The organism is Ruegeria sp. AL11, assembly GCF_056540865.1.
The window spans coordinates 1-19276 of record NZ_JBQFXO010000021.1 but is presented as its reverse complement, the minus strand read 5'-3'; the positions used below and the strand labels follow the sequence as shown (position 1 = coordinate 19276).

Here is a 19276-nt window from a genome sequence, read left to right as displayed (position 1 = left end):
AAATCTATCTTGTACGAACCTGATATCCTGGCTCGTTTGAACGATTCCTATTTGATCTTTACCGCCTTTCGCTTGGACCGGAATCACATAGTGACACCCTCGTTTGTCCAAGCCTATGTAAAGTTCATCGATCTCGATCTGCCCGATGTTCTGCACGGTCGTTCGTAGGTGATTTTGCAGGCTGTACGTCGTGAGTCCCAAGAATGTATCTATAAGCCGATTATAACGTACGATCGCCAAAAGTGCTTGCTCGTCGTCTAGTGCGTAGGCTCGAATGAGCTCCGGCGTGGCGTCTGGAATGTCGGTGCAGACGAGATCATCTCTGGGCGAAATTCTGGTACGTTTGACCAGCCTGAAGCGATAGCGCCCCTTACCTGCGCCTTCAATGATCCATTCTAATCCCTCTGGCTGGGTTTCTAGAATGCTGTCGGGCAAGGCATTTCTGTACCGAAACGAGTACGGAATATCTCCGATGTTCTTAATACGAGGAAACCCAAGCGCCACATAGCTTTTTTCAAGCTCCTCTCTGTCAAACTCGAATTCCGTCGAGCCATTTTCAAAGTGGTCAAAGAAGATTTTCTGAATTGTTGCTTGATAGCGGTTAGGCGATTTAGCCATACGCAACCCTACCCGCGTTGATCTCCGCCTCTATCTCTGCCTGCTTACGTTTTCTGGCCCCACTTTTGCGGTCGCGTTTGCTAGGTGGCGGCGTGATACCAAAGCGTCTTGATGCCTGCGAAAGATCGAGCGTCAAAAGTTTTGGATCGCCAAGAGATAGGGTTTCTTCAGGCCTAGAAGGTTCGATGCTCAGGGCTTCAATCATCTTCGCGGCGATTGCCCTAGCCAAAGGCGGGGGCACCGCATTGCCGATCTGCCGAGCGCCATGCCATTTGGTCGCATTGAGCCGAAACCAGTCGGGGAAGCCGTGTAAGCGAGCCATTTCCCGCACGGTGATACAGCGCGCATGACGATAGTGGATCGGGCGCGGACTGGTGAATGCGCCCCTCGCGCCGTCTGTTCCGGCGCGAAGCGTGTTGGAAACACCGCCTTGCGGAAGCTTAAAAAAACGGCTGATAGGCTCGACAGCTCCCTCTTCCGTTTGACGGAAACGCCGACGCGAAATCTCGGTGTGGTCAGTGCGCGCGCTCGACGTAAGCACCTTAGGATTCCACTCACGCAGATAACCGAAATGCCAGGCGTCGTTTTTGAGGCCGCGCAGCTCGGCCGCATAGTCGGACGGATCACCAAATCGCCTCGTCTTAACTGCATCGCTTGCGTTTAAAGTCTCAAACGTATCGGCATCGGGAAGATCCCCGATCGCGTCAGCGCAAGATGGCCCAAAACCAAGCTCGTGATACAGCTTTGGCCGACCAGCGATGTTGGTCGTCGGAGCTGGATAGTCGGGAAGCGCCCTACCCTTCTTCATGCCCATGAGGATGAAGCGTTCGCGCGATTGTGGTGTGCCGTAGTGACCTGCATTGAGCACCTTCCAAGGCAAACGACATTCATAGCCGACCCGATCAAATGCCCCTACCAGCTCCTTCAGGAATGCCTTGTGCTTGCCAACCGTGAGGCCTTTGACGTTTTCGAAAACAAAGCTCTCTGCATCGAGCTCGTGCACGAGGCGCACGAAATCAAGAACGAGCTGATTGCGGGGATCGTCGAGTGCTCTGTGACCGATCAGGGAGAAGCCTTGGCACGGCGCGCCGCCGAATACGCAGTCGACCTTCTGCCCCCCAAGGCCCGCACGTTGCCTAATCTCATCGCCGGTGAGTTCTGTAACCGAGGCAGGAATCACAGTTGTTTCGGGAAAGTTGAATTCGTGGACGGCACAATGCACAGGATCGACCTCGATCGCAGCTTTCACATCAAAGCCTGCTTGCTCGAAGCCTAAGCTTAGTCCCCCTGCCCCTGCGAAAAGATCAATTCCGATTGGTCGCATTACGCTCTTCTTTCCTAACATCGGCTTAGCATCACACCTTTTGGTTAATGCGATCCTTCATATTTTTCCCACAACATCTCGATCAACTGACCCTGTGTGACACCGAGCCTTTCGGCCTCAGCTGCTATGGATTCACCGATCTTTGGGAAAACCTTTGGGTGCAACTGATAAGTCCTCGGGCTGGGCTTACGACCAGGCTTCTTGCGAGGTGTTCTGTCGAGAAATCCCCGCGCTTCTCCAACTTCGTCGACACGGCGAACTTCCTCAACGGTCGTGTCTTTAGGACGCGCCTTAAGTCCAGCAAGTCTATTTGAGCCGCTCATACACTGCCTCCATAAAAGCCTTCGCATTCGCCAACGCTTTATCCACCTTGCCCCCCGTGATCATCTCGGCGTCATTCATCATAGCAGTCAGATCACTTCCATAGGCAAACAGTTCCGAAAATGCCGCGCGTGCTACCAGGGACGGCTCGATTACGTCGATCCCTGCTCCACTGAGCTGTTCTTCCAGCTCCTTCTGGACGCGGCTTTTGACGGCTGCACTGGTCTTAGTCAGAACAACAGCGTGCCGAATTGAGCGCCCGAGTGCTTCTTCTTCTTCGCGAACCAACGCCAGCGCTTCGGAGCCAATCTCTGCATCAAGCGCAGTTGGCTGCATCGGGACGATCACCAGGTCCGCCTGGGAAATCGCGCGACTGACGAGCTGGGATGCAACACCCTCCAGATCCACAATGACAATCTTGCCGTCACCATCCGCGCTCCGAATAGTCGGAACGATCTCAGAGCGACCAACATCGCTCTTTAAGGTTACGCCGGAAGGCGCGCCATGCGATGCCCACCGGGTAAGAGACTTGTTTGGGTCGCAGTCAAGCACTGTTACATCCGCACCCATACGAGCGAATTCAGACGCCAGAAGAACGGCGCATGTTGATTTACCAACCCCGCCTTTGGGGCTTGCCATAACGATGACGGGCATTACTCGATCCTGCCGTTTTATTATTACCGGATTTATATCTCACACCTGAAATAAATCCAAGACCGGAAATAAATCTCTTACCGGTTTTATTTCTGCAACCGGTTTTTAATCTCAAGGCCTGCCTCGCCTCTCAAACCACTTACGGCAGAAGCCGATGAAAGCGCGATCAGCGTTGCGGGGTGGCTCAACACACCAGTCGCGCCACTCCCGCTCCAGGAAATGAACATCCCAACCGGGCGCTGCATGACGCGCTTCCTCGTAGGTGTCAGATTGCAGTGGTGGAATATTGCCCTCAACAAGCTGGGCAGGAGACATCGTACCCCGGTTGTTGAAGATCACCATGTCGGCTTCGTCGTCAAAATCAACGTGATAGTCCGGAAGGTGATCGTGTTCCGCGAGCTGCCGGATCATTTGACGAAACCGCTTTTGAGGACTTTGAGACCCTGTCTTGAGAAGAAGCTTTGCCAACGTAATGCGCCAACTTTTCTGCTGACCACAGTGCTTTCGGGCGATCTCGTACACCCGCCTTTCAATGGGTTTCCTCAGGCGGAAATAATCCCGGTGGAGGGTCAGAACCTCTTCGTTGCGGATTGCGTTAAAAACCCAATCAGATAGCTTCACTTCGCACCACAGAAGACGGCCATCAAGGCCATGTTTCCTACGAATTGAAGAGGCGTCAATCAGACCAAAGCCATCAACTTGCTCTTCGTCACCGGTAACGATGTTCGTCCTGATCCGCGTTCCTTCGAGGCGGTCAAGAGCATCGAGCAGGGACTGGTATTCCCGACCGCTTGTGCCTCGGTTAGTGAAAATAAGCAGCTCTCTGGAGTTGATCCGCACACGGGGCGAGACAGCTTCGCCTTCCTTTAGCTTAGCCATGATCTGACTGATACAGTAGATCAGAATGTCTTTGTCATAGATCGTCGCTAGGCCCTTTACGCTCGGCGTGATCTGCAGCCACTTGTCGCCGTTCTCATAACGCTTGACCGATGTCTCCGGTTTCTTCGAAAGTGAATAGAACGGATGCTCCATGTGCTGCATCACATCCTTCAGGACAGCGTCGGCGACATCACAGATGAACAAATCATGCTGTGGATGACGATCCGGCAGGAGTGGAGCGAGAGCATTCGTGTTATCAGTTACCATAAGTCGACATTCGTGGTTTTAGTTACCGTAGTCAAGATTCGTGTTATCAGTTACCGAAGGCAGGATTTTAGTTACCAAGATTCGTGTTATCAGTTACCATATGTCTGAATAAGTACTTACTTTTCAAAATTTTACCTGGAATTTAGGCGCACGTAACACAGAATCTAACACATATATAACACCCACTTGGCTGACGGGGGTCTGTGGATAACTCCTGAGCGCCCTCAATCCTGGTAATGAACGCAAGCAAAGCTTCCGACTGTTGTCTGAACCCAGGCCCCACCAAAGACAGCGCATGTGGTGCTGTTGATTGCTGAGAAACGAGGAAGCACCACCGCCAACGCAAGAGCCAAAACAACAGCGCCCAGACCAAACCAGTGCAGGCGGGTTTTGAAGCGCTCGATCTCTCTTTCCTGTTCCCTAATGTCTTTGAAGACTTCCCATTTGTCCTGTTCAGCCTTTTTGAGAACTGCGTCCGTGTGCCTGCTTTGCACCCCAAGAGAGTTGGCAACCTGGGACATTGCTTCCAGCGACCCAAGAACACGGGCATTGATCGCATGCCCAACCAGATCCCCATAGTGCTCCGGATCGGTCTGGTTCTGTGCCGCGAAGGCCGCCTGTCGCGCTTCCGTCGTTGTCTTGTGCACCCGGTCGAGCACCCGTGTCTGATCATCCACACGGTCCGACACACTAGCCAGCACCGTGCCAACCATATCGAGGGTTTCGCGCAGCTCTTCGTCAGTGAGGGCAGGGGAGGAGGTTTGATCTGACATGCTCGATTGTCTTTCTCGTTATTGGTCCTGCGGCTGGAACAGCCCTTTGAACTCGGGATCGGCGTAATAGCGCAGTTTGCGGGCAATGGCCGTGTGCCTGCCCTGGACACGCAGGAGCTGGTTGTCCGGGTGGACCTGCATGATTTCATCCGGAGTGAGCAGATCGCGGCCGGTGATGTTCTGTGTCATTGAGAGCGCATCCCCCGGTTTGTAGCTTTGTGTCTGGTAGCCCGTGGTTTCCCGGCCAATCATCTTGCTCAGCCATTGGGCCGTTTCCAGATCATTCACTCCGAACACCTGCTGGACTCCGGCATTGGCGACAAAAGTGCCCGCGCGTTTTCCATAGAGCGCGTTGAGCTGGCTCATGTCCTGCAGGATCGGCCAGAGTTGCAGACCGTAGCCTGCCATCAGCCCCATGGCGCGTTCCACAGCTTCCAGACGGCCGAGGGCCGCAAACTCGTCCAGCAGGAAGAGGGCAGGCAAAGCCCGTTTGCCCGGATGCGGGGCCTCAGAGACGCACTGAGCGCCGTTCAGGGCCATTCCGGGTGTCTGTGCCGCCTCTGCGTCCCGAGCGATGTCTTGAAGCGCCTGGGAGACGAGGAGGCGCAGCCAGCGACTATAGGCATCGAGACGATTGGGCGGTAGCACCAGAAACACCGATGTAACCGCGTGGCGCAGCTCGGAGAAATAGAAATCAGAGCGCGCCATGCATTTTGCAATCCGTGGGCTATCCAGGAAATGGGTATGGCGCTGCGCGTTGGACAGGACAGAGGCCGCTTCCCGATCTGCCTTGCCCAGGAACCGGTTGGCGGCGCGGGCGATCAGCCCATGGGCTGATCGCTCTCCTGCATCAGCTCCAGCAGCGCGCGCAACCGATCCGGGGGCAGGGTGAGATATTCCCGCACTGTGGCAAGGGAGCGGCGGCCCGGCTCCTCATGGCAGACGCAAAACATGATTAGCCCGCCAAGGATGGCTTTGGCTTCTTCGTTCCAGTGCGCCTCCGATACCTGGTCTGGCGGGTCCATGACCAGCGCATCGGCAAGCGATGCGGCATCTTCTCCAAGATCAAGACTGTTCGGAGACAACCGGTCCAATGGATTGTACGCCGCCGATGTCACACCCGTGACCTCAAATGGGTCGAGGACATGAACGGGTCCGAACCGTCGTCGGGCGTCGCCCGTAATCCGTGCGTTCTCACCCTTGGGGTCAATGACCAGGACCGGGCGCTCCGCCATAAGCAGGTTTGGGATGACGGTACCCACGCCCTTACCCGCCCGGGTCGGCGCAAGGGTCAGCAGATGTGCCGGACCGTCGTAGCGCAACAGTCGGCCGGTATGAGGGTTGCGACCGATCAGAAGCCCGTCAGAGGCTTCCAGATCGGCCAGGTCTTTGCGGTCGGCGAACCGGGCCGAGCCATGGCTGTCGTCGGCCTTTCGCGGGGACCAGAGACCGATGCCGGTGTTCACGATCAGGAGCGTTACTGCCGTGCACCAGGCCGAGCCATAAGCTACGATGGTGGCAACCCAATCGAGGAAAGTGGTGGGACCGCCCGAGATCGGCACGTGCAGACCATAATGCCGGATGAGAGCCAGAACGACCGCCCCGATCAAAGTGGCAATAAGCAGATAGACGGCGGCGAGAAACAGTACGAACGGAGCCGTCCATACGATCAACCCGATACCGGCCAGCAGGCGAAACGCCGTGAACGCCCAGCTCATCGATCACAATTCGGCTGTTCTGAATCGGATGCCGGAGCCGGGGAGGGGGTATCGGGATCTGCAAAGGCTTTGCGGTCCTGGTCCCGTGAGAGGTTCCGGATCAACCGTTCCATCATTGCCGCAGCACTTGCATCACGTTCGGCCAGATCCATGAGCGCCCCGCCCAGGATCACCTTGCGCCGTGTATCCAGCTTGCGTTGCTTCGTGGCTTCCCGGTTGCGCACGGCCTGAAGACGGGCCTTGGCCTGGGCAAATCGTTTCTCGGCGCGTTCGAGTTCTGTCTCTGCCATATCACTGCTCTCGCTGGGAAAATAATCTAGAGTTGAATCATGTATTGATAAACTCGTCCTTAGCGCGTACCCGTAGGCCTGTAAAGGACAAGGGCGCACTTATGCAAACTCTCCGCCTGTGGCTCCAAGATTTGCGTGCGATCTCTCTGGGGCAAAGCCCCGGCCGATGGCCATCCCCTTCGATGCGAAGCGCATCGATATGGAAGGGCGCGCTGCCCCTTCCAAACCATCCCATGCCAACCTGCGCGGTTGGATTGCGTCCGGAACGACAGTCCCAAAATCACGACCGCTGCCCCATGGTGGGGGCCGGTCTGTTTTTGGGACTGTCGTTCCGGAAGGCGTCGATCTGTGGGGCTGTAGCCCCTGATCTCCGCCGGGTTTGCCCGAGGCAAACCGCCGATGCGTTCCACCAATCTCCCCAGCCTTATGGGGGGCGGGCCAGCGGGGAAAAGACCGTTGACCTGGTGGACCATGCCGGAGCATGGGCCGGGGTCAGTAGCGGCGTGCGTCAGCATTCTTTGAATCACGGAGCGGGGTAGGGCGCGTGGCCAGTTATCACCTCTCCGTAAAGACGATCAAACGCAGCGCGGGACGATCTTCGACCGCAGCGGCGGCGTACCGTGCGGGCGAGCGCATCGAGTGCCAGCGCGAGGGGCGGCTGCATGACTACACCGCCAAGCGGGGCATCGAGGAGACCTTCATTCTGACACCCGAGAATGCGCCGTCCTGGGCGCAGGATCGGGCGGCGCTCTGGAACGCCGCCGAGGAGAGCGAGACCCGACGCAACTCCGTCACCGCCCGCGAATGGGAGCTTGCGTTGCCCTCCGAGATCAGCGCCGAAGACCGGTCGCAGATCACCCGCCGGTTTGCCGAGGAGCTGGTCAGCCGCTACGGCGTGGCGGTGGATGTGGCGATCCACGCGCCGCACCGGGAAGGGGATCAGCGCAATCACCATGCCCATGTTCTGACCACCACCCGGAAGTTGGAACCGGAGGGGTTCACGACCAAGACGCGCTTGCTTGATTCCGCAAAGACCGGAGGTGTCGAGATCGAGCAGATGCGCGGTGTCTGGGCTGAATTGCAGAACCACGCACTTGAACGGGTGGGGGAGGTGGAGCGCGTCGATCACCGGTCTCTGGAAGCTCAGCGCGAGGAGGCTCTGAGCCAGGGTGATGCCCTGAAGGCCGAGGAACTGGATCGGGATCCGGAGGTCAAGCTGGGGCCAGCGGCCAATGCGATGGAACGCCGCGAAATGCGCGCGGCAGAGCGGGAGGGGCGCGACTATGACCCCGTCACCGAGCGGGGCGGGGCGGTACATGCAGCCCGCCAGGCGCGGGCACTTTTTGCCGAGATGCGGGAACGTCTGGAGCTGGCGCGGGACACCTATGGGGCCGAGCGCGAGGCCGGGCAGGGGCGTGTCTCGGCCGGTCTGGCGGCACTTCGAGCAGCGGCTAGCAAAGACCGGAGTACGGAGCACGGTGACGGCGACATCCGGGACCGGCTGGCACGGATTGTCGGGAGGGAAGAGCCGGAGGTCGGCGGGCAGAGTGTCGAAGAACGTTCAGACCTTCGGCACGTCAATGAACGGCTGCGTGAAGCCCTGGGCCGGGATGAAGACAGCGCAGGCCAGCCGTCGATTCGGGACCGGCTGGAAGACGTGTTGAACAAGCCGCGCGAGACATTGGAGCGGGATGACGGGCGCGATGCAGAGCGGGATCGCGACGGTGAACAGGAGCACGAGCGCGAGATTGATCGAGAAATAGATAGGGATGATGGCCTTAGCCTCTAAATTTGAATCTCCTGCCTGAGATGAGACCCAACCCTTCTTGCACTACCCGCCAAGTAGCTTTGTTTCCTGCGCCATTTTGATAATTTCATTTCTGCCATCGATCAGATACTGGACATCGTCTACACTGAAGTGGAGGAAGAATCTTTCAAGGGCAGAATTTTCCAAATTGCTAAATGAAAATATTTGCTCATCCAGTTGAACCCCCGACATCGAACCGAACCGATTTACTATGGTTTTTACTGCTTCATCAATTAAAGGTACGGCCACTTCATCAGCTCTACCAATGATCGAGACTAGTTGGACAAACTGAGGGCTAAACCTTGCGAGCGATAATTCTCCATTATACTCGATATATGAGTACAAGCTGACGATACCAGTAGTGCGGTCAATTACCTTAAAACTTGTCGAAGTAAGTCCGAAGCCTCCTGCCAATAAAGGACGGCCGACTCCCAATCCATACGATGCGATATCTTCTAGAATAAGGTCTGTAGCTTCATCTGCGAGTATGTTCACCCCACCGCCGATTGGACGGGTGCGATCTGGGAATGTAATTTGATCAATCTCGTCGTTGCTGTCTTCTACAACTGAGACCAGTTTTCCGTTCCAAAGTCCTTCAATCTCAACAGGCGTAAACACCTCACCGAAGAAAGCGTCGTTTGTGACGTAGAGTATTGGACTGCTGGTGCCCAGCCCTCTTGCTGGGTTGGTCACAAAGATGGACTTAACTCGACCATTTTCCATCGTGGTGTCTTCGAAATCAACGGAAACACCAGACATCACGACCCAATGCATGCCGCCATTCACAAGGAAAGCGGGGGCATGTTTATATTTTGCGACCGTGAGTACCATTTTTTTGAATGCGGAAGTTGCAGTTTCAAATGAAAAATCATCAACTGCAATGACTTGACTGATTTCTTCTTTGGTAGCCAAATAGTCTGCCATTGCAGCTGGGTCGGTGTACCACTTATCAGGTTCTTGGTTCAAACCACGTGTGATATTCCATATCTCATCCTGAGACTCAAAAATATCGTATGCTTGTCCCACCATCTTGAGACAGGCAGGACCGCAATAATTGAAGCGGTTCTGTCGAACGCGCTGGATATCCAGGGTATAGTTTGACATAGAACTGCTTTGCCAGAGGTCGTCAAATAGAAACCTCTGGCGTCAATACTGTGCTATGCACCAGTTCCGCAAATAAAGCATGCAACGGATTCCCATCCAGGAACTCCGCCAACTCCAATTGCGGCTCCGCCACCAACAGCGCCAGTCGCAACAGCCGACTTTGCAGCTTCGCGAATTTCCATAACGCGTTTTAGGTTAAGAATGGCGACCTGATCTTGTGTAAGATCCGCAGCATCAACATTGTCCCATTCATCGGCCATCGCAAGCAGATCTTTTAAGGTAATGTTGTTCTCGTCAAGTGAGATTGAGTTAGGCATCATGTTCTCCTCTACTAAATGACGCTTTCGGGAATTTGTATACCGTATAAGAAACTTCCAGTTAGGCGCTGATGTTCGTTTGAAGCATGGTGCACCCTTGCTAACTTTACTGGGTCGTTTGAGATACTCGCCAGATGCTGAAGCACCCGGTAAGAGGCCTCTTGTTGGAAGCATTTGTAGAAAGCACTTGATTCATAACCAGGATCCGAAGAGTTTATCATGTCAGAGAGGCAAATATCTCCTACAATCCCTCTATACCAAGGCACATTTTGTCCGATTGCGCCTATATTCTCCCATGTGTTTCTGGCGGCGAAATCCCTTTGTTTGGTGCTTAATTCGGATGGCGACGTGTGTTTGCTCCCATACTGTAAGTTCTCATTGTCAGTCAGTGTGTAGCAAGAGTGTATATCGCCGTCTGGAAAAATTGTCAGAAGACTAGATGCCGTGCAAAAGTTTCGAAACGGGAAGGCCAATTTTCGTATCACATCGCTGAAGAAACGATAGATGTTGTTATCGTAGACCCAGTTGTCGGAGTTCCTATTTAGAAACTCACCGTTGATTGAAGAAAATATAAAGTCGACAGCTTTGACAATTTCGTCTTTAGCTTGATCCGTATCGATCAGGTCAATATCACTTCCCTCCACCGCGTCTCCCAAGGCTTCAACAAACTGAACCTTCGTAAGAGGTGAAATAGTGTTCAAGAAACGAATTGTATCGATGTATGAATATCCATTCTTGATGTGCCGGTTATCAAATACACCTATGGCGCAAAATGGGAAGTCATGTTCTTTGAGCACTTCAGTGTAGCGGATTGCTTTGGCGAATGAACCTTGGCCGCTTGAGTTAACACGTTCTGCGTCGTGCACCTCTTCAGGCCCATCGATGCTCACAGAAAGGCTTATTCTATATTTTTTCCAGACCTCGATGTGCTTCTTTGCATCAAACGTACCATTTGTAGTAAGTGCAATTAGAATATCATCACGGCCTAGTGTCTCTCGAATGTACTTCGATACTGTGGTAACGATGTCCATTCTAAGGGTAGGCTCTCCGCCAAAAAATTTAACAAAACAAATGTCCGGGCGTTCTTGGATAATCGCATCAAGACGTGCTACGATTTCGTCGCAAGACATAGTAGCGACTTCAAGTCCGAAGGAGCCTTGCTTGGCAAGGCAGTAACTACAAGTCAAGTTGCAAACTTGGGTTACAATTAACGCAACTCCAAATGAATGCGTTCTCTGACGAAACCCGCCATTCCGACTGATCGGTTGAATATATTCAGACAAAAATCCATAGTCTTGGCAATCTACTGTTTTTGGAGTGGCTAGGTTATCTACTGAGCCAAGGGCAGAAACTTCGGCGTCATCAAGCGAAGCTATGGTGCAAGATCCTGGGCTAAAAATGAAACCGTTACCATGCACATCTCGACCGGCCAAAACGGTTCTGTCCAAGCTGCTTAAATTTGTTGACGGTTCTTTATCAAACGCGAATTCCGACGCTCGCTTCAAAATTTGGCTAGCCACCTAAAATCTCCGAATATAATGTTCAAACCTTAACATGTTTGAGATCAAAATCCACTATTTTCCCTTGGTGGGGGAGGGTTGTCAGCGTTACGCCTTAATAGGCTACTAGGCAAAATGTTTTCCCGCACTCACGCCAAGGGTGCCATTCTTATTAAAAACTCGTATCGCTATGATAGAAACGTGTGGGTTTTGGCATTGGGCGCATACCGTGCCGAGATCATAACGACATATTTTGACTGTTTTCTCTCTAATTGGAAACGCTGACATATGGCTTTGGAGTGCTTTAGTCATGGGAAATGAGGGGCAAGAACGCGATCAATTTGACCCTGAACGTGCGAAGCATGAGCTTGAGCGCGAAAAACTTCTTTCCGGTGGGGAAGACGCACAAGCCGCTAGAGAACTGGAACAGAAGCGCTTCGACGCCGAGAACGCGCAGACATCACGTATAGCCAGGTCTCCTTGGCTTCCCCCACTTCTGGGTTTTCTAGGTGGTGTGTTCGGATCGCTGGGGGCGGTTTATACCGGCCTTTTGGACGTGGAGGTGCGTGATAGAGCTGTAGATGTTCAGGAGATGCGCATCGCATTTGAGATGCTCCAACTTCGGCGAGAGCAAGTCGGCGATACCTATCGGGGTTGGGCATGCGGCGTCTTGGCGATGCACTCCGAGGCGCCGCTGAACTGCACTGCTGACGACGCAATCAATGCGGATTTCTCTCAACCTGTCACGCTTTCGAACCTGACGGTTGGATCAGTAGATCAAGGTGATCCATCTCTGACAGATATCGGGCTGTACGTCTGCGAGCCCTCGGATGAAGCCGCCGCACGACGCGCCGCCGCCAGCCTAAGGGGTTTAGGTTTCGGCGACATTTCCTTAAGACGTTGGAACCTTTTCAGTGAATTGAATCGAGATTTGCTTTCTGGCCAAACCACCATTGTTTTTGACGCCGGTCATCAAGAACGAGGTGAATTGCCAAGGGTTAGAGAGGCGCTCAAGGCTTCCGGCCTCGAATATGTCAGCGAGGTAGAAAACACAGGCCGCCTCACTCGTTGGTACATTTCCGTCATCCTATGTGACCTCGACGGTTGATCAGACTTCAACCTGGGTTCTGTAGGTTCATCATTTGACACACGGCGCTTTCATCCGGCGATAACGACAAGACAAAACTCGCCTGCCAAAACTGTCGGTTGTGCTCGTCGCTCAATCTTGTTGCACAACTTGTCAGGGAAGACATCTACTCTTCAACGACAATGATTTCGCCAGAAAGGCCTTCAAATAGCACTGCGCCATCGGGAGTTCCCTCCACTATTGTATAATTAACGACGTACTCCGGTCTTTTGTCAGCAGGATGCCGATCAGGCCTAGGAACTTGAAGCTCTACCGGAACAGTTCGAAAGTTTTGTGTGCAGGTTTGGAAGCCGCTATGTGTCAAGCGAGTTACAACCACTGCGGTGTTTTGTAGCTTAGGTGCTGTTTGTGGCGTTGACACTTCAATGCCTGCGAAACTAATGCATCCGTTAGATAGAGATATTGAGCCCGACAAAGCGATAGTGGTCGCATCGATTTTTTGGGCAGTTAAATCATGCGCAGATGCACCTTCACTCCATATGGACAGGGCAAATGCAAAGTGCAAAAGAAGTAGATGTTTTCTCATTTGGATATCCGCCGACGTAATCTCGATTGGTGTTATGCGTATTGCGCGTTTCTATTGTGATGCTGCACAGCTACCGCCTGTTTGTGGAACAATGTTGATGGTAGCAGAAAACTGCTTGACGCACTATCGAGACTAGTGCGTGCACAAAAACGGTCGTTTTCGCCTGAGACAGAAACGTACGAGTTCTGACACTTGGGCTTTTATTATCTGGCAAGGCAGACGCCACGATCAAATCAGTAGAAGTGTCAACTCTTCCTCTCGGTAAGGTTCGCTTCAAGAAGGTCAAGTGGGTCGAACCCCTCAAGATCATCGAACCATTCAAGCTGACCCTCGATGTGCTTCTTCCATTTAGGTTGAGTCCAAAGCTGAAAAGTGTCGCCACGTCCAACTGCTATAACTGTGTCCAGTAAGTTCAGAGACTTCTTGAACCGGGTTACGACGGGGATAGTCAATCTTCGGTTTTTGTCTAAGGTCAATTCAGTAGACGTTGAGAAGAAGACGCGCTCCAGCACAGCTCGTTCTCTTGAACCACGAGGAAGTTTGCCAATTTTCTCCGCAACTTCCTCAAATGCAGCAGCACTATAGAACTCTAGAAAAGGTCTATTCTCAGTAGCAAGGCAAACAGTGCGTATTTTGCTCCCTTCACGTTCTCTGTAGTCTGCATCTTCCCGCTCAAGAACCCTGACGAAGGTCTTGGGAACATACATGCGCCCTTGAGCATCCAAGGACAGATAGTGCTCTCCGAGAAACTGGCGCATCTACCGCCTCCGACCAACCTCGCTGTAGATAGGACGTCCCGTCTAACACACTCACGGCCAACTATCTAGACCTTTATGCTCCTTTATACTCCTATTAGAACCTTTTCTATCCTTTTTTTGTTGATGTAGCGCTTAGTGTGGCGTAAAAAAAAGGGGTCGGTGTTACCCGACCCCTATGACCTACTAGTGCTAGAGTTCAAGCGTGCACAAAGTAGATCAGAGCTATGATGGCGTAAGCCATCGCTAGATAGTAGTACATAAGGTTCCTCCTTATGTGATTATTGGCCATACTGGCGATGTCAGTGTGGCATTTTTCGTTTGCATGTTCAAGACCATTTGGCGTCCCTTCGCACGCCTTTGGTCATTGCGATCCGCCTCGTCTGCCTTGGTTAGGTGTGAGGCAATCAACATTGAGTTTCGACTAGCCAAAAACCTCTAGCCAATACTATTGGGTCAAAAACGGTCCTTTTTGTCCGCATCCCTTGCCCTACCCATGATCAACCGCTTAGCTATGACAAAAACCCCCGGCAAAACCTTTGTGGTTTTGACAGGTTTTTGTCATAGTGAGGCATGATCATAGGATATGCCCGCGTCAGCACTGATGACCAGAGCCTGGATTCACAGACCGACGCTCTTTCAGTGGCCGGTGCCGAGAAGGTTTTCGCGGATAGGATCAGCGGATCGAGGCGTGCACGGCCGGAACTGGACAAGATGTTAGAGCAGCTCCGCGACGGCGATGTTGTTATTGTCACCAAGTACGACCGCCTAGCGCGGTCACTGAAAGACCTGCTGGAGATCGTTGAGCTGATCTTTGAGCGCGATGCCGGCTTCCGATCCCTCGCCGAAGACATCGATACGACGACGCCGGCTGGCCGCCTGATCTTTCATGTCTTCGCCTCCATCGCTCAATTCGAACGGGAGAGGATTTCTGAGCGCACCAGAGAAGGGCTTGCATCAGCTCGCAAACGCGGCCGGATCGGGGGCAGACCCCCTGCCCTGACAACAGCACAGAAAGACGAAGTGCGCCGGATGCGTGATGAAGAACAACGCGCCGTCGCCGAGATCGCTCGGCTGTTCAAGGTCAGCGAACGAACGGTGCGTCGGGTGTAATCGAGATTTTGTCTGTCACATCACTATTCCAGTTCAGGGAACAAGTGGCTCATCCCACCCATGCGGCCGGTGGTTCCCGACCGACCCGACCCCATTCGCGGCGAAAGGAGAGCTTTACCTGGTCGAAGCGAAGCGCAGACCAAGTGAAGCCGGGGCAGTAGGCAAAGCCTAGGCCCCCTCAATGGTGGGATCAGCTTTCTGAACCCTCGCTCTGATGATCAGGCAAAACCCACCTTTTGCCCTTAGCTACAATCTTCCCACCATCTTTCATTCGTTTGATGTGCGAACGAAAAGTCGAGTCCTTCAGATCAAAGACCGCAGTGCGAGCCGCCCGCAGCAAATCCCAGTTGCTCACCGGTGATTTTGACTGGCGAAGCGTTTCTAAGATTCGATTTTCCACAAGCACGCGATTCACGCTGTTGCGGCGAATTGGTTCCCGTGCTTGCGCCTCGTCCCGCCGCGCCCGCAAAAGTAGTCTCTCAAGCGCCAATCTCTCCGACTGTAAGCTTTTGATCTTAATGTCAATTTCTTGTATTTGTTGAGTAATTTGGTTTTCTAGATAGGGAATATTGGTAGTCATGTTGCACACCTGTTTTTTGCAACATATCATACTTTTTTATGATAACAAAAACCCTTATATTACGGTGTCTTACCTATTGTTACCAAGGGCTTGACAATCTCACCAAGGAGGATTAAAACAACGGAGGATTCCGTTGTTTTAATCCTCCTTGGTGAGATTTGGACGGGCTGTTATTGATTTCGAAACGAATGATAGGCACATAGGGGTCAATAACACCCGCCCCGCCTCTCAACGATGCGCCTCTGGGCGGGTTTTCTGTGTCTAGGGGCTATCATCCATTAAAAAGAAGTTCGAAAAGCCTGCGTTAAGCATAGACGACCAGCTCGCCAAAATGATCGAGCGTGGCCTCGTCGTGAAAGACGAAGGCGAAGCAAAACACTACCTACATCAAATCGGATACTACCGTTTTTGCGGCTATACATTGCCGTTTCAAAAAGGCGGGGATGGTTACGACCGCCACGAATTTCGCGCACCTGTAGAGTTTGGTGTGATCCTGGACAGGTACGTTTTTGATCGAAAACTGCGCCTTTTGCTGCTCGATGCCATTGAGCGCATAGAAGTATCTTTCAGGGCTGCGCTGTCCAATTCAATCGCGCAGCGCCACACCCCACACTGGTATCAAGACGCAACTTTGTTCGAACCAACATATGAACATGCGGCCTTGATAACCGAACTAAAGCGCCAGATTGTCCACAACCCCGGAACGCCCGAGCGGGAAGCCCAAAGGGACGTTCACATTAAGCACTACTACGACACCTACGACGACCCCGACATGCCGCCCTGCTGGATGGTTTTTGAAACCATTTCTTTCCGCACGATCTCTAGAATTTTCGAAGGGCTATACAAGTCGGAAACCACAGAGGTTTGCAATCCGCTGCGGGTCAACCATGAGACTCTCGGCTCGTGGATGCACTCTATTTCCTATGTGCGAAATCTTTGCGCGCACCACAAAAGAGTTTGGAATAAAACTCTGACGATCAAGCCCGCCATTGCGAAGAAGCACAAAACCAAATTCCAAGGGAATACCAAGATTTACGGCGTCATGGTCGTTATTCAAATTATCCTAGAACAGGTAGCCCCTGACAACACATGGGCTGAGCGCCTGAGCGACCTTTTAGAAGAACATCCGGACGTTCCCCTTGCTAACATGGGTATTCCCGACAACTGGCGTGACAAGCCGTTCTGGGGACTGGCTTAGCCCGACTGAGGCGCGACCTTTACGAGAAAGCGCCGACCATAACAAAACGGGAACCAGAGTCTAAGCTGTGTTATGTGAACAAGTTTTGATTGAATCTCGCGACGTCATCGGGACCCAAGAGACAAAGCGAAAATAGCCTCGCCCCTTGTCGAGCTTCGAAGGCGTTTTAAACTCTAACAGTGTGATGAAGTCATCACGCACTTGGGCGAGATTGAGAAGAGCTCTAATGCTTACAGGAGCGATAGCCTCAATCTTGAGCCTGATTGTTGTCCTACGAGGTTTCTAGGACACATCAAACCGTACCGGGGGCTTGTTTTGAACGACGCACCCCCGGAACAGTCGAAGCAGTAGGGGGGTGGGGTTTGACCTCTCCCCCGCATCTACTCACTGCAACATAGGGCTGCAATTCATCACGGCCAACAATAATCCACTTGCATTGCCACACCCGAAGCCCAGGAGGGCGCAGTTTCACTGCGTGGAGCTGCGTTGCAGCTTAGAAATTGCGCGTCTGTTTCAGGTGAGTGATCGCACGGTCAGGAGAACGTAACGTAGATGCCGATAAGCGACGCAAAATACGTTTTGATTGAGTTGTTCAGCACACTCATCTTTTCAGCAGAAGCGAGATAGTTTCCACCATACTCCTAAATGCCTCAGGTAGCAGCAACGCCAGGACCACGACTGTGAAGATAGTAAAATTTCGGGACGAAACGAAATTCAGCCATCGATCAGCGTTCCCGGAAACACGTCGTTCACTTAAGCGTTCGGCGCGGACACCATATTTTTCAGCGTAGAAGTCATTCCACTCACTCAAAAACCATATAAGTGGGGAAACGGTCCATTCTATCACACCAGCACGATCGCGGATGTCACTGCTGTTCCGAGCGCCATCGATCTGATATTTCATATCCTTTAGTGCAAGTCGCGAAATTCTCTTCAGATCATCACGCGCGCTCAAATTATCAGAGACTGGCGCACCATACCAAAAGAACAATATCTCTTCGCTGTCCAAGTCCGCTTCCACCGAAGTGCGTTGGAAAATGAATCCAGGGTTTTCACTGTCTTTCCGACGACTCTTGCTATCGAAGTCCTTCGGCGTTTCAAAGCTCTCCGAGGCGGCAAATCCAACTAGATCAAGGCCGCACGTTTCAGATTTCGCGATAGGGCGCTGTTTACTGTCAATTTCGCCTACAATAATGAACTCAATTGGGGAGTTTTTGATCTCGACCGGATGGAACTCTGAGGGTTCATACTTTCGCATTTCTGACCTCCATTAGCTCAAAAACGAGCTCGTCGATCTCAGTTTTCGCTCGAATCCCGTTGTTCATATCCTTGTTACTGTGTGGTCTAACTTCGGCGCTATCGACTAGCGGCGCCAGTCGTGTGTGAATCTCAAGCCCACAGGCCTCCATGTCGTCAGAGTTTTTGGATTTGCTCCACTGATCAAACTTATTCGTGTAGACAAGAACACGTTTCGTGTTACCCGCATCCTTGATCTGGTGTGCCACTTGTTCCGCAAAGTTCTTATGATCACTGAGACGCTCGAAAATTAGCCTGGTCTGATTTTCCCCGGCATTGTGATCGCAAAGAAGTATCAAAATATTTGATTGTTCAGCAACACTCATCTGCTGAGCCCAAAGCTCCCCAGCTCCATCGAGTAACGCGTAAGGTTGTTTACGATTTATGGTCTCAAGAATGTATGCTTGGACACGGGTGGTGTCTTCCGCTTGTCCTTCGTCGTTGTGAAGCTTTTTTACCAGTGTCGACTTTCCAGAGTCTTCGACCCCCACGATACCAACAGTTATTGGGTTTTCTCGCAACTTGGCCAAAACAGAGATATCGATAGCGCCCTTACCGATGTAGTCCGATGCAGTTTTCGATTTCTCGGGGATAGCTCTAAACGCACACACGCCTAGGCCAAACACCAAGAACGCGGCGCCAGCGGCTGGTACAATAACTGGAGCACCAAGAACTGCGCCCCCGGCTGCTGTTGCTCCCCCCACAATTCCTAATATTCCACTCGCACGGCCCGCTTCATCAATTAAATTTCGACCGTAATCACCCCAATAGCGTTTAGCCATTCTCTGCCCACCCTTTAGGCCATTTCAACAAGCCCAAAATTCCATTTCAATCTCTATAATTACGGATTGCTTCCCTGTTGAGAAGGTCAGCCGGAACAAGCCGGTAATGTCGCTCCTCGACAACCTTGATCTCGTCGTCCTGCAAAGTCAGCTCGAAGAGAGCGACAACCTCGTCTTGCATAAACTGTGCAGCGATCGCGCGGCACCGCATGCCTGGAAATCTATCTTGTACGAACCTGATATCCTGGCTCGTTTGAACGATTCCTATTTGATCTTTACCGCCTTTCGCTTGGACCGGAATCACATAG

Annotated in this window: 22 protein-coding genes; 5 read left to right on the top strand and 17 right to left on the bottom strand. The window is 52.6% G+C overall.

The genetic code is table 11. The annotated features are described in order from the left end of the window. The 9 genes from ACR0IP_RS22755 to ACR0IP_RS22715 form a co-directional block, all read right to left on the bottom strand. Positions 1-618, bottom strand: a 618-nt coding sequence (locus ACR0IP_RS22755; RefSeq protein WP_480528112.1) for an endonuclease, incomplete at its 3' end; no start/stop codon positions are given. Then, complete coding sequence (locus ACR0IP_RS22750; RefSeq protein WP_480528111.1) at positions 611-1942, bottom strand: DNA cytosine methyltransferase; 1332 nt, start codon at positions 1940-1942, stop codon at positions 611-613. The genes ACR0IP_RS22750 and ACR0IP_RS22755, both read right to left, overlap by 8 nt. A gap of 44 nt (positions 1943-1986) precedes the next feature. Further along, positions 1987-2265, bottom strand: coding sequence for a chromosome partitioning protein ParB (locus tag ACR0IP_RS22745; protein ID WP_480528110.1), 279 nt, complete (start codon positions 2263-2265; stop codon positions 1987-1989). After that, a complete protein-coding gene (locus ACR0IP_RS22740; RefSeq protein WP_480528109.1) occupies positions 2249-2917 on the bottom strand; it encodes a ParA family protein in 669 nt (222 codons plus the stop codon). Before ACR0IP_RS22740 ends, ACR0IP_RS22745 begins: the two co-directional genes overlap by 17 nt. 111 nt (positions 2918-3028) lie before the next feature. Then, complete coding sequence (locus ACR0IP_RS22735; protein WP_480528108.1) at positions 3029-4063, bottom strand: replication initiator protein A; 1035 nt, start codon at positions 4061-4063, stop codon at positions 3029-3031. A 224-nt stretch (positions 4064-4287) separates the two neighbouring features. After that, complete coding sequence (locus tag ACR0IP_RS22730) at positions 4288-4836, bottom strand: hypothetical protein (RefSeq protein WP_480528107.1); 549 nt, start codon at positions 4834-4836, stop codon at positions 4288-4290. 18 nt (positions 4837-4854) lie between these two features. Further along, a complete protein-coding gene (locus ACR0IP_RS22725; protein ID WP_480528113.1) occupies positions 4855-5634 on the bottom strand; it encodes a type IV secretory system conjugative DNA transfer family protein in 780 nt (259 codons plus the stop codon). Positions 5635-5657: 23 nt separating this feature from the next. Next, positions 5658-6554, bottom strand: a complete 897-nt coding sequence (locus ACR0IP_RS22720) for a type IV secretory system conjugative DNA transfer family protein (protein WP_480528106.1) — start codon at positions 6552-6554, stop codon at positions 5658-5660. Further along, a complete protein-coding gene (locus ACR0IP_RS22715; RefSeq protein ID WP_480528105.1) occupies positions 6551-6844 on the bottom strand; it encodes a mobilization protein in 294 nt (97 codons plus the stop codon). The genes ACR0IP_RS22720 and ACR0IP_RS22715 overlap by 4 nt, the downstream gene beginning before the upstream one ends. A gap of 544 nt (positions 6845-7388) precedes the next feature. On the opposite strand from ACR0IP_RS22715, the gene mobQ reads away from it, so the two are divergent. Beyond that, positions 7389-8633, top strand: coding sequence for a MobQ family relaxase (mobQ, locus tag ACR0IP_RS22710; RefSeq protein ID WP_480528104.1), 1245 nt, complete (start codon positions 7389-7391; stop codon positions 8631-8633). Positions 8634-8675: 42 nt separating this feature from the next. On the opposite strand, the gene ACR0IP_RS22705 is transcribed toward mobQ, so the two are convergent. Genes ACR0IP_RS22705 through ACR0IP_RS22695 form a run of 3 tightly spaced genes read right to left on the bottom strand, consistent with a single transcriptional unit; the run spans position 8676 to position 11592 of the window. Then, on the bottom strand, positions 8676-9755 hold the full coding sequence (locus ACR0IP_RS22705; RefSeq protein ID WP_480528103.1) for a hypothetical protein: 1080 nt from the start codon (positions 9753-9755) through the stop codon (positions 8676-8678). 53 nt (positions 9756-9808) lie between these two features. Continuing rightward, entirely contained in the window at positions 9809-10072 is a 264-nt protein-coding gene (locus ACR0IP_RS22700) for a hypothetical protein (protein WP_480528102.1), read from the bottom strand. Between the two features lie 14 nt (positions 10073-10086). After that, entirely contained in the window at positions 10087-11592 is a 1506-nt protein-coding gene (locus tag ACR0IP_RS22695) for a radical SAM protein (RefSeq protein ID WP_480528101.1), read from the bottom strand. A 289-nt stretch (positions 11593-11881) separates the two neighbouring features. On the opposite strand from ACR0IP_RS22695, the gene ACR0IP_RS22690 reads away from it, so the two are divergent. Beyond that, positions 11882-12679, top strand: a complete 798-nt coding sequence (locus ACR0IP_RS22690; protein WP_480528100.1) for a hypothetical protein — start codon at positions 11882-11884, stop codon at positions 12677-12679. A gap of 145 nt (positions 12680-12824) precedes the next feature. Here ACR0IP_RS22690 and ACR0IP_RS22685 read toward each other — a convergent pair whose 3' ends face one another. Together ACR0IP_RS22685 and ACR0IP_RS22680 are read right to left on the bottom strand one after the other, a co-directional pair. Beyond that, a complete protein-coding gene (locus ACR0IP_RS22685) occupies positions 12825-13244 on the bottom strand; it encodes a hypothetical protein (protein ID WP_480528099.1) in 420 nt (139 codons plus the stop codon). Positions 13245-13489: 245 nt separating this feature from the next. Beyond that, positions 13490-14002, bottom strand: coding sequence for a division/cell wall cluster transcriptional repressor MraZ (locus tag ACR0IP_RS22680; RefSeq protein WP_480528098.1), 513 nt, complete (start codon positions 14000-14002; stop codon positions 13490-13492). Between the two features lie 570 nt (positions 14003-14572). Between ACR0IP_RS22680 and ACR0IP_RS22675 the strand changes: the two genes are divergently transcribed. Next, positions 14573-15112: a recombinase family protein gene (locus ACR0IP_RS22675; RefSeq protein ID WP_480528097.1), complete on the top strand. Its 540-nt coding sequence runs from the start codon at positions 14573-14575 to the stop codon at positions 15110-15112. 190 nt (positions 15113-15302) lie between these two features. On the opposite strand, the gene ACR0IP_RS22670 is transcribed toward ACR0IP_RS22675, so the two are convergent. After that, positions 15303-15692 (bottom strand): hypothetical protein, encoded by a 390-nt coding sequence (locus ACR0IP_RS22670; RefSeq protein WP_480528096.1) that lies wholly within the window; start codon positions 15690-15692, stop codon positions 15303-15305. A gap of 331 nt (positions 15693-16023) precedes the next feature. Here ACR0IP_RS22670 and ACR0IP_RS22665 point away from each other — a divergent pair, with 331 nt between their 5' ends. After that, complete coding sequence (locus ACR0IP_RS22665) at positions 16024-16890, top strand: Abi family protein (RefSeq protein WP_480528095.1); 867 nt, start codon at positions 16024-16026, stop codon at positions 16888-16890. 601 nt (positions 16891-17491) lie between these two features. Here the strand turns inward: ACR0IP_RS22665 and ACR0IP_RS22660 are convergent. Together ACR0IP_RS22660 and ACR0IP_RS22655 are read right to left on the bottom strand one after the other, a co-directional pair. Further along, positions 17492-18148, bottom strand: coding sequence for a hypothetical protein (locus ACR0IP_RS22660; RefSeq protein ID WP_480528094.1), 657 nt, complete (start codon positions 18146-18148; stop codon positions 17492-17494). After that, positions 18135-18968 (bottom strand): GTPase domain-containing protein, encoded by an 834-nt coding sequence (locus tag ACR0IP_RS22655; RefSeq protein ID WP_480528093.1) that lies wholly within the window; start codon positions 18966-18968, stop codon positions 18135-18137. Before ACR0IP_RS22655 ends, ACR0IP_RS22660 begins: the two co-directional genes overlap by 14 nt. Before the next feature lie 106 nt (positions 18969-19074). On the opposite strand from ACR0IP_RS22655, the gene ACR0IP_RS22650 reads away from it, so the two are divergent. After that, the coding region (locus ACR0IP_RS22650) for a hypothetical protein (protein WP_480528092.1) at positions 19075-19276 on the top strand (202 nt) is incomplete at its 3' end.

Coding starts and splice junctions, on each gene's coding strand:
- ACR0IP_RS22745 (WP_480528110.1), bottom strand. CDS start 2,265: ATGAGCGGCTCAAATAGACTTGCTGGACTTAAGGCGCGTCCTAAAGAC.
- ACR0IP_RS22685 (WP_480528099.1), bottom strand. CDS start 13,244: ATGAGAAAACATCTACTTCTTTTGCACTTTGCATTTGCCCTGTCCATA.
- ACR0IP_RS22740 (WP_480528109.1), bottom strand. CDS start 2,917: ATGCCCGTCATCGTTATGGCAAGCCCCAAAGGCGGGGTTGGTAAATCA.
- ACR0IP_RS22735 (WP_480528108.1), bottom strand. CDS start 4,063: ATGGTAACTGATAACACGAATGCTCTCGCTCCACTCCTGCCGGATCGT.
- ACR0IP_RS22655 (WP_480528093.1), bottom strand. CDS start 18,968: ATGGCTAAACGCTATTGGGGTGATTACGGTCGAAATTTAATTGATGAA.
- ACR0IP_RS22665 (WP_480528095.1), top strand. CDS start 16,024: ATGATCGAGCGTGGCCTCGTCGTGAAAGACGAAGGCGAAGCAAAACAC.
- ACR0IP_RS22660 (WP_480528094.1), bottom strand. CDS start 18,148: ATGCGAAAGTATGAACCCTCAGAGTTCCATCCGGTCGAGATCAAAAAC.
- ACR0IP_RS22670 (WP_480528096.1), bottom strand. CDS start 15,692: ATGACTACCAATATTCCCTATCTAGAAAACCAAATTACTCAACAAATA.
- ACR0IP_RS22690 (WP_480528100.1), top strand. CDS start 11,882: ATGGGAAATGAGGGGCAAGAACGCGATCAATTTGACCCTGAACGTGCG.
- ACR0IP_RS22705 (WP_480528103.1), bottom strand. CDS start 9,755: ATGTCAAACTATACCCTGGATATCCAGCGCGTTCGACAGAACCGCTTC.
- ACR0IP_RS22675 (WP_480528097.1), top strand. CDS start 14,573: ATGATCATAGGATATGCCCGCGTCAGCACTGATGACCAGAGCCTGGAT.
- ACR0IP_RS22750 (WP_480528111.1), bottom strand. CDS start 1,942: ATGCGACCAATCGGAATTGATCTTTTCGCAGGGGCAGGGGGACTAAGC.
- ACR0IP_RS22720 (WP_480528106.1), bottom strand. CDS start 6,554: ATGAGCTGGGCGTTCACGGCGTTTCGCCTGCTGGCCGGTATCGGGTTG.
- ACR0IP_RS22680 (WP_480528098.1), bottom strand. CDS start 14,002: ATGCGCCAGTTTCTCGGAGAGCACTATCTGTCCTTGGATGCTCAAGGG.
- ACR0IP_RS22715 (WP_480528105.1), bottom strand. CDS start 6,844: ATGGCAGAGACAGAACTCGAACGCGCCGAGAAACGATTTGCCCAGGCC.
- ACR0IP_RS22700 (WP_480528102.1), bottom strand. CDS start 10,072: ATGCCTAACTCAATCTCACTTGACGAGAACAACATTACCTTAAAAGAT.
- ACR0IP_RS22730 (WP_480528107.1), bottom strand. CDS start 4,836: ATGTCAGATCAAACCTCCTCCCCTGCCCTCACTGACGAAGAGCTGCGC.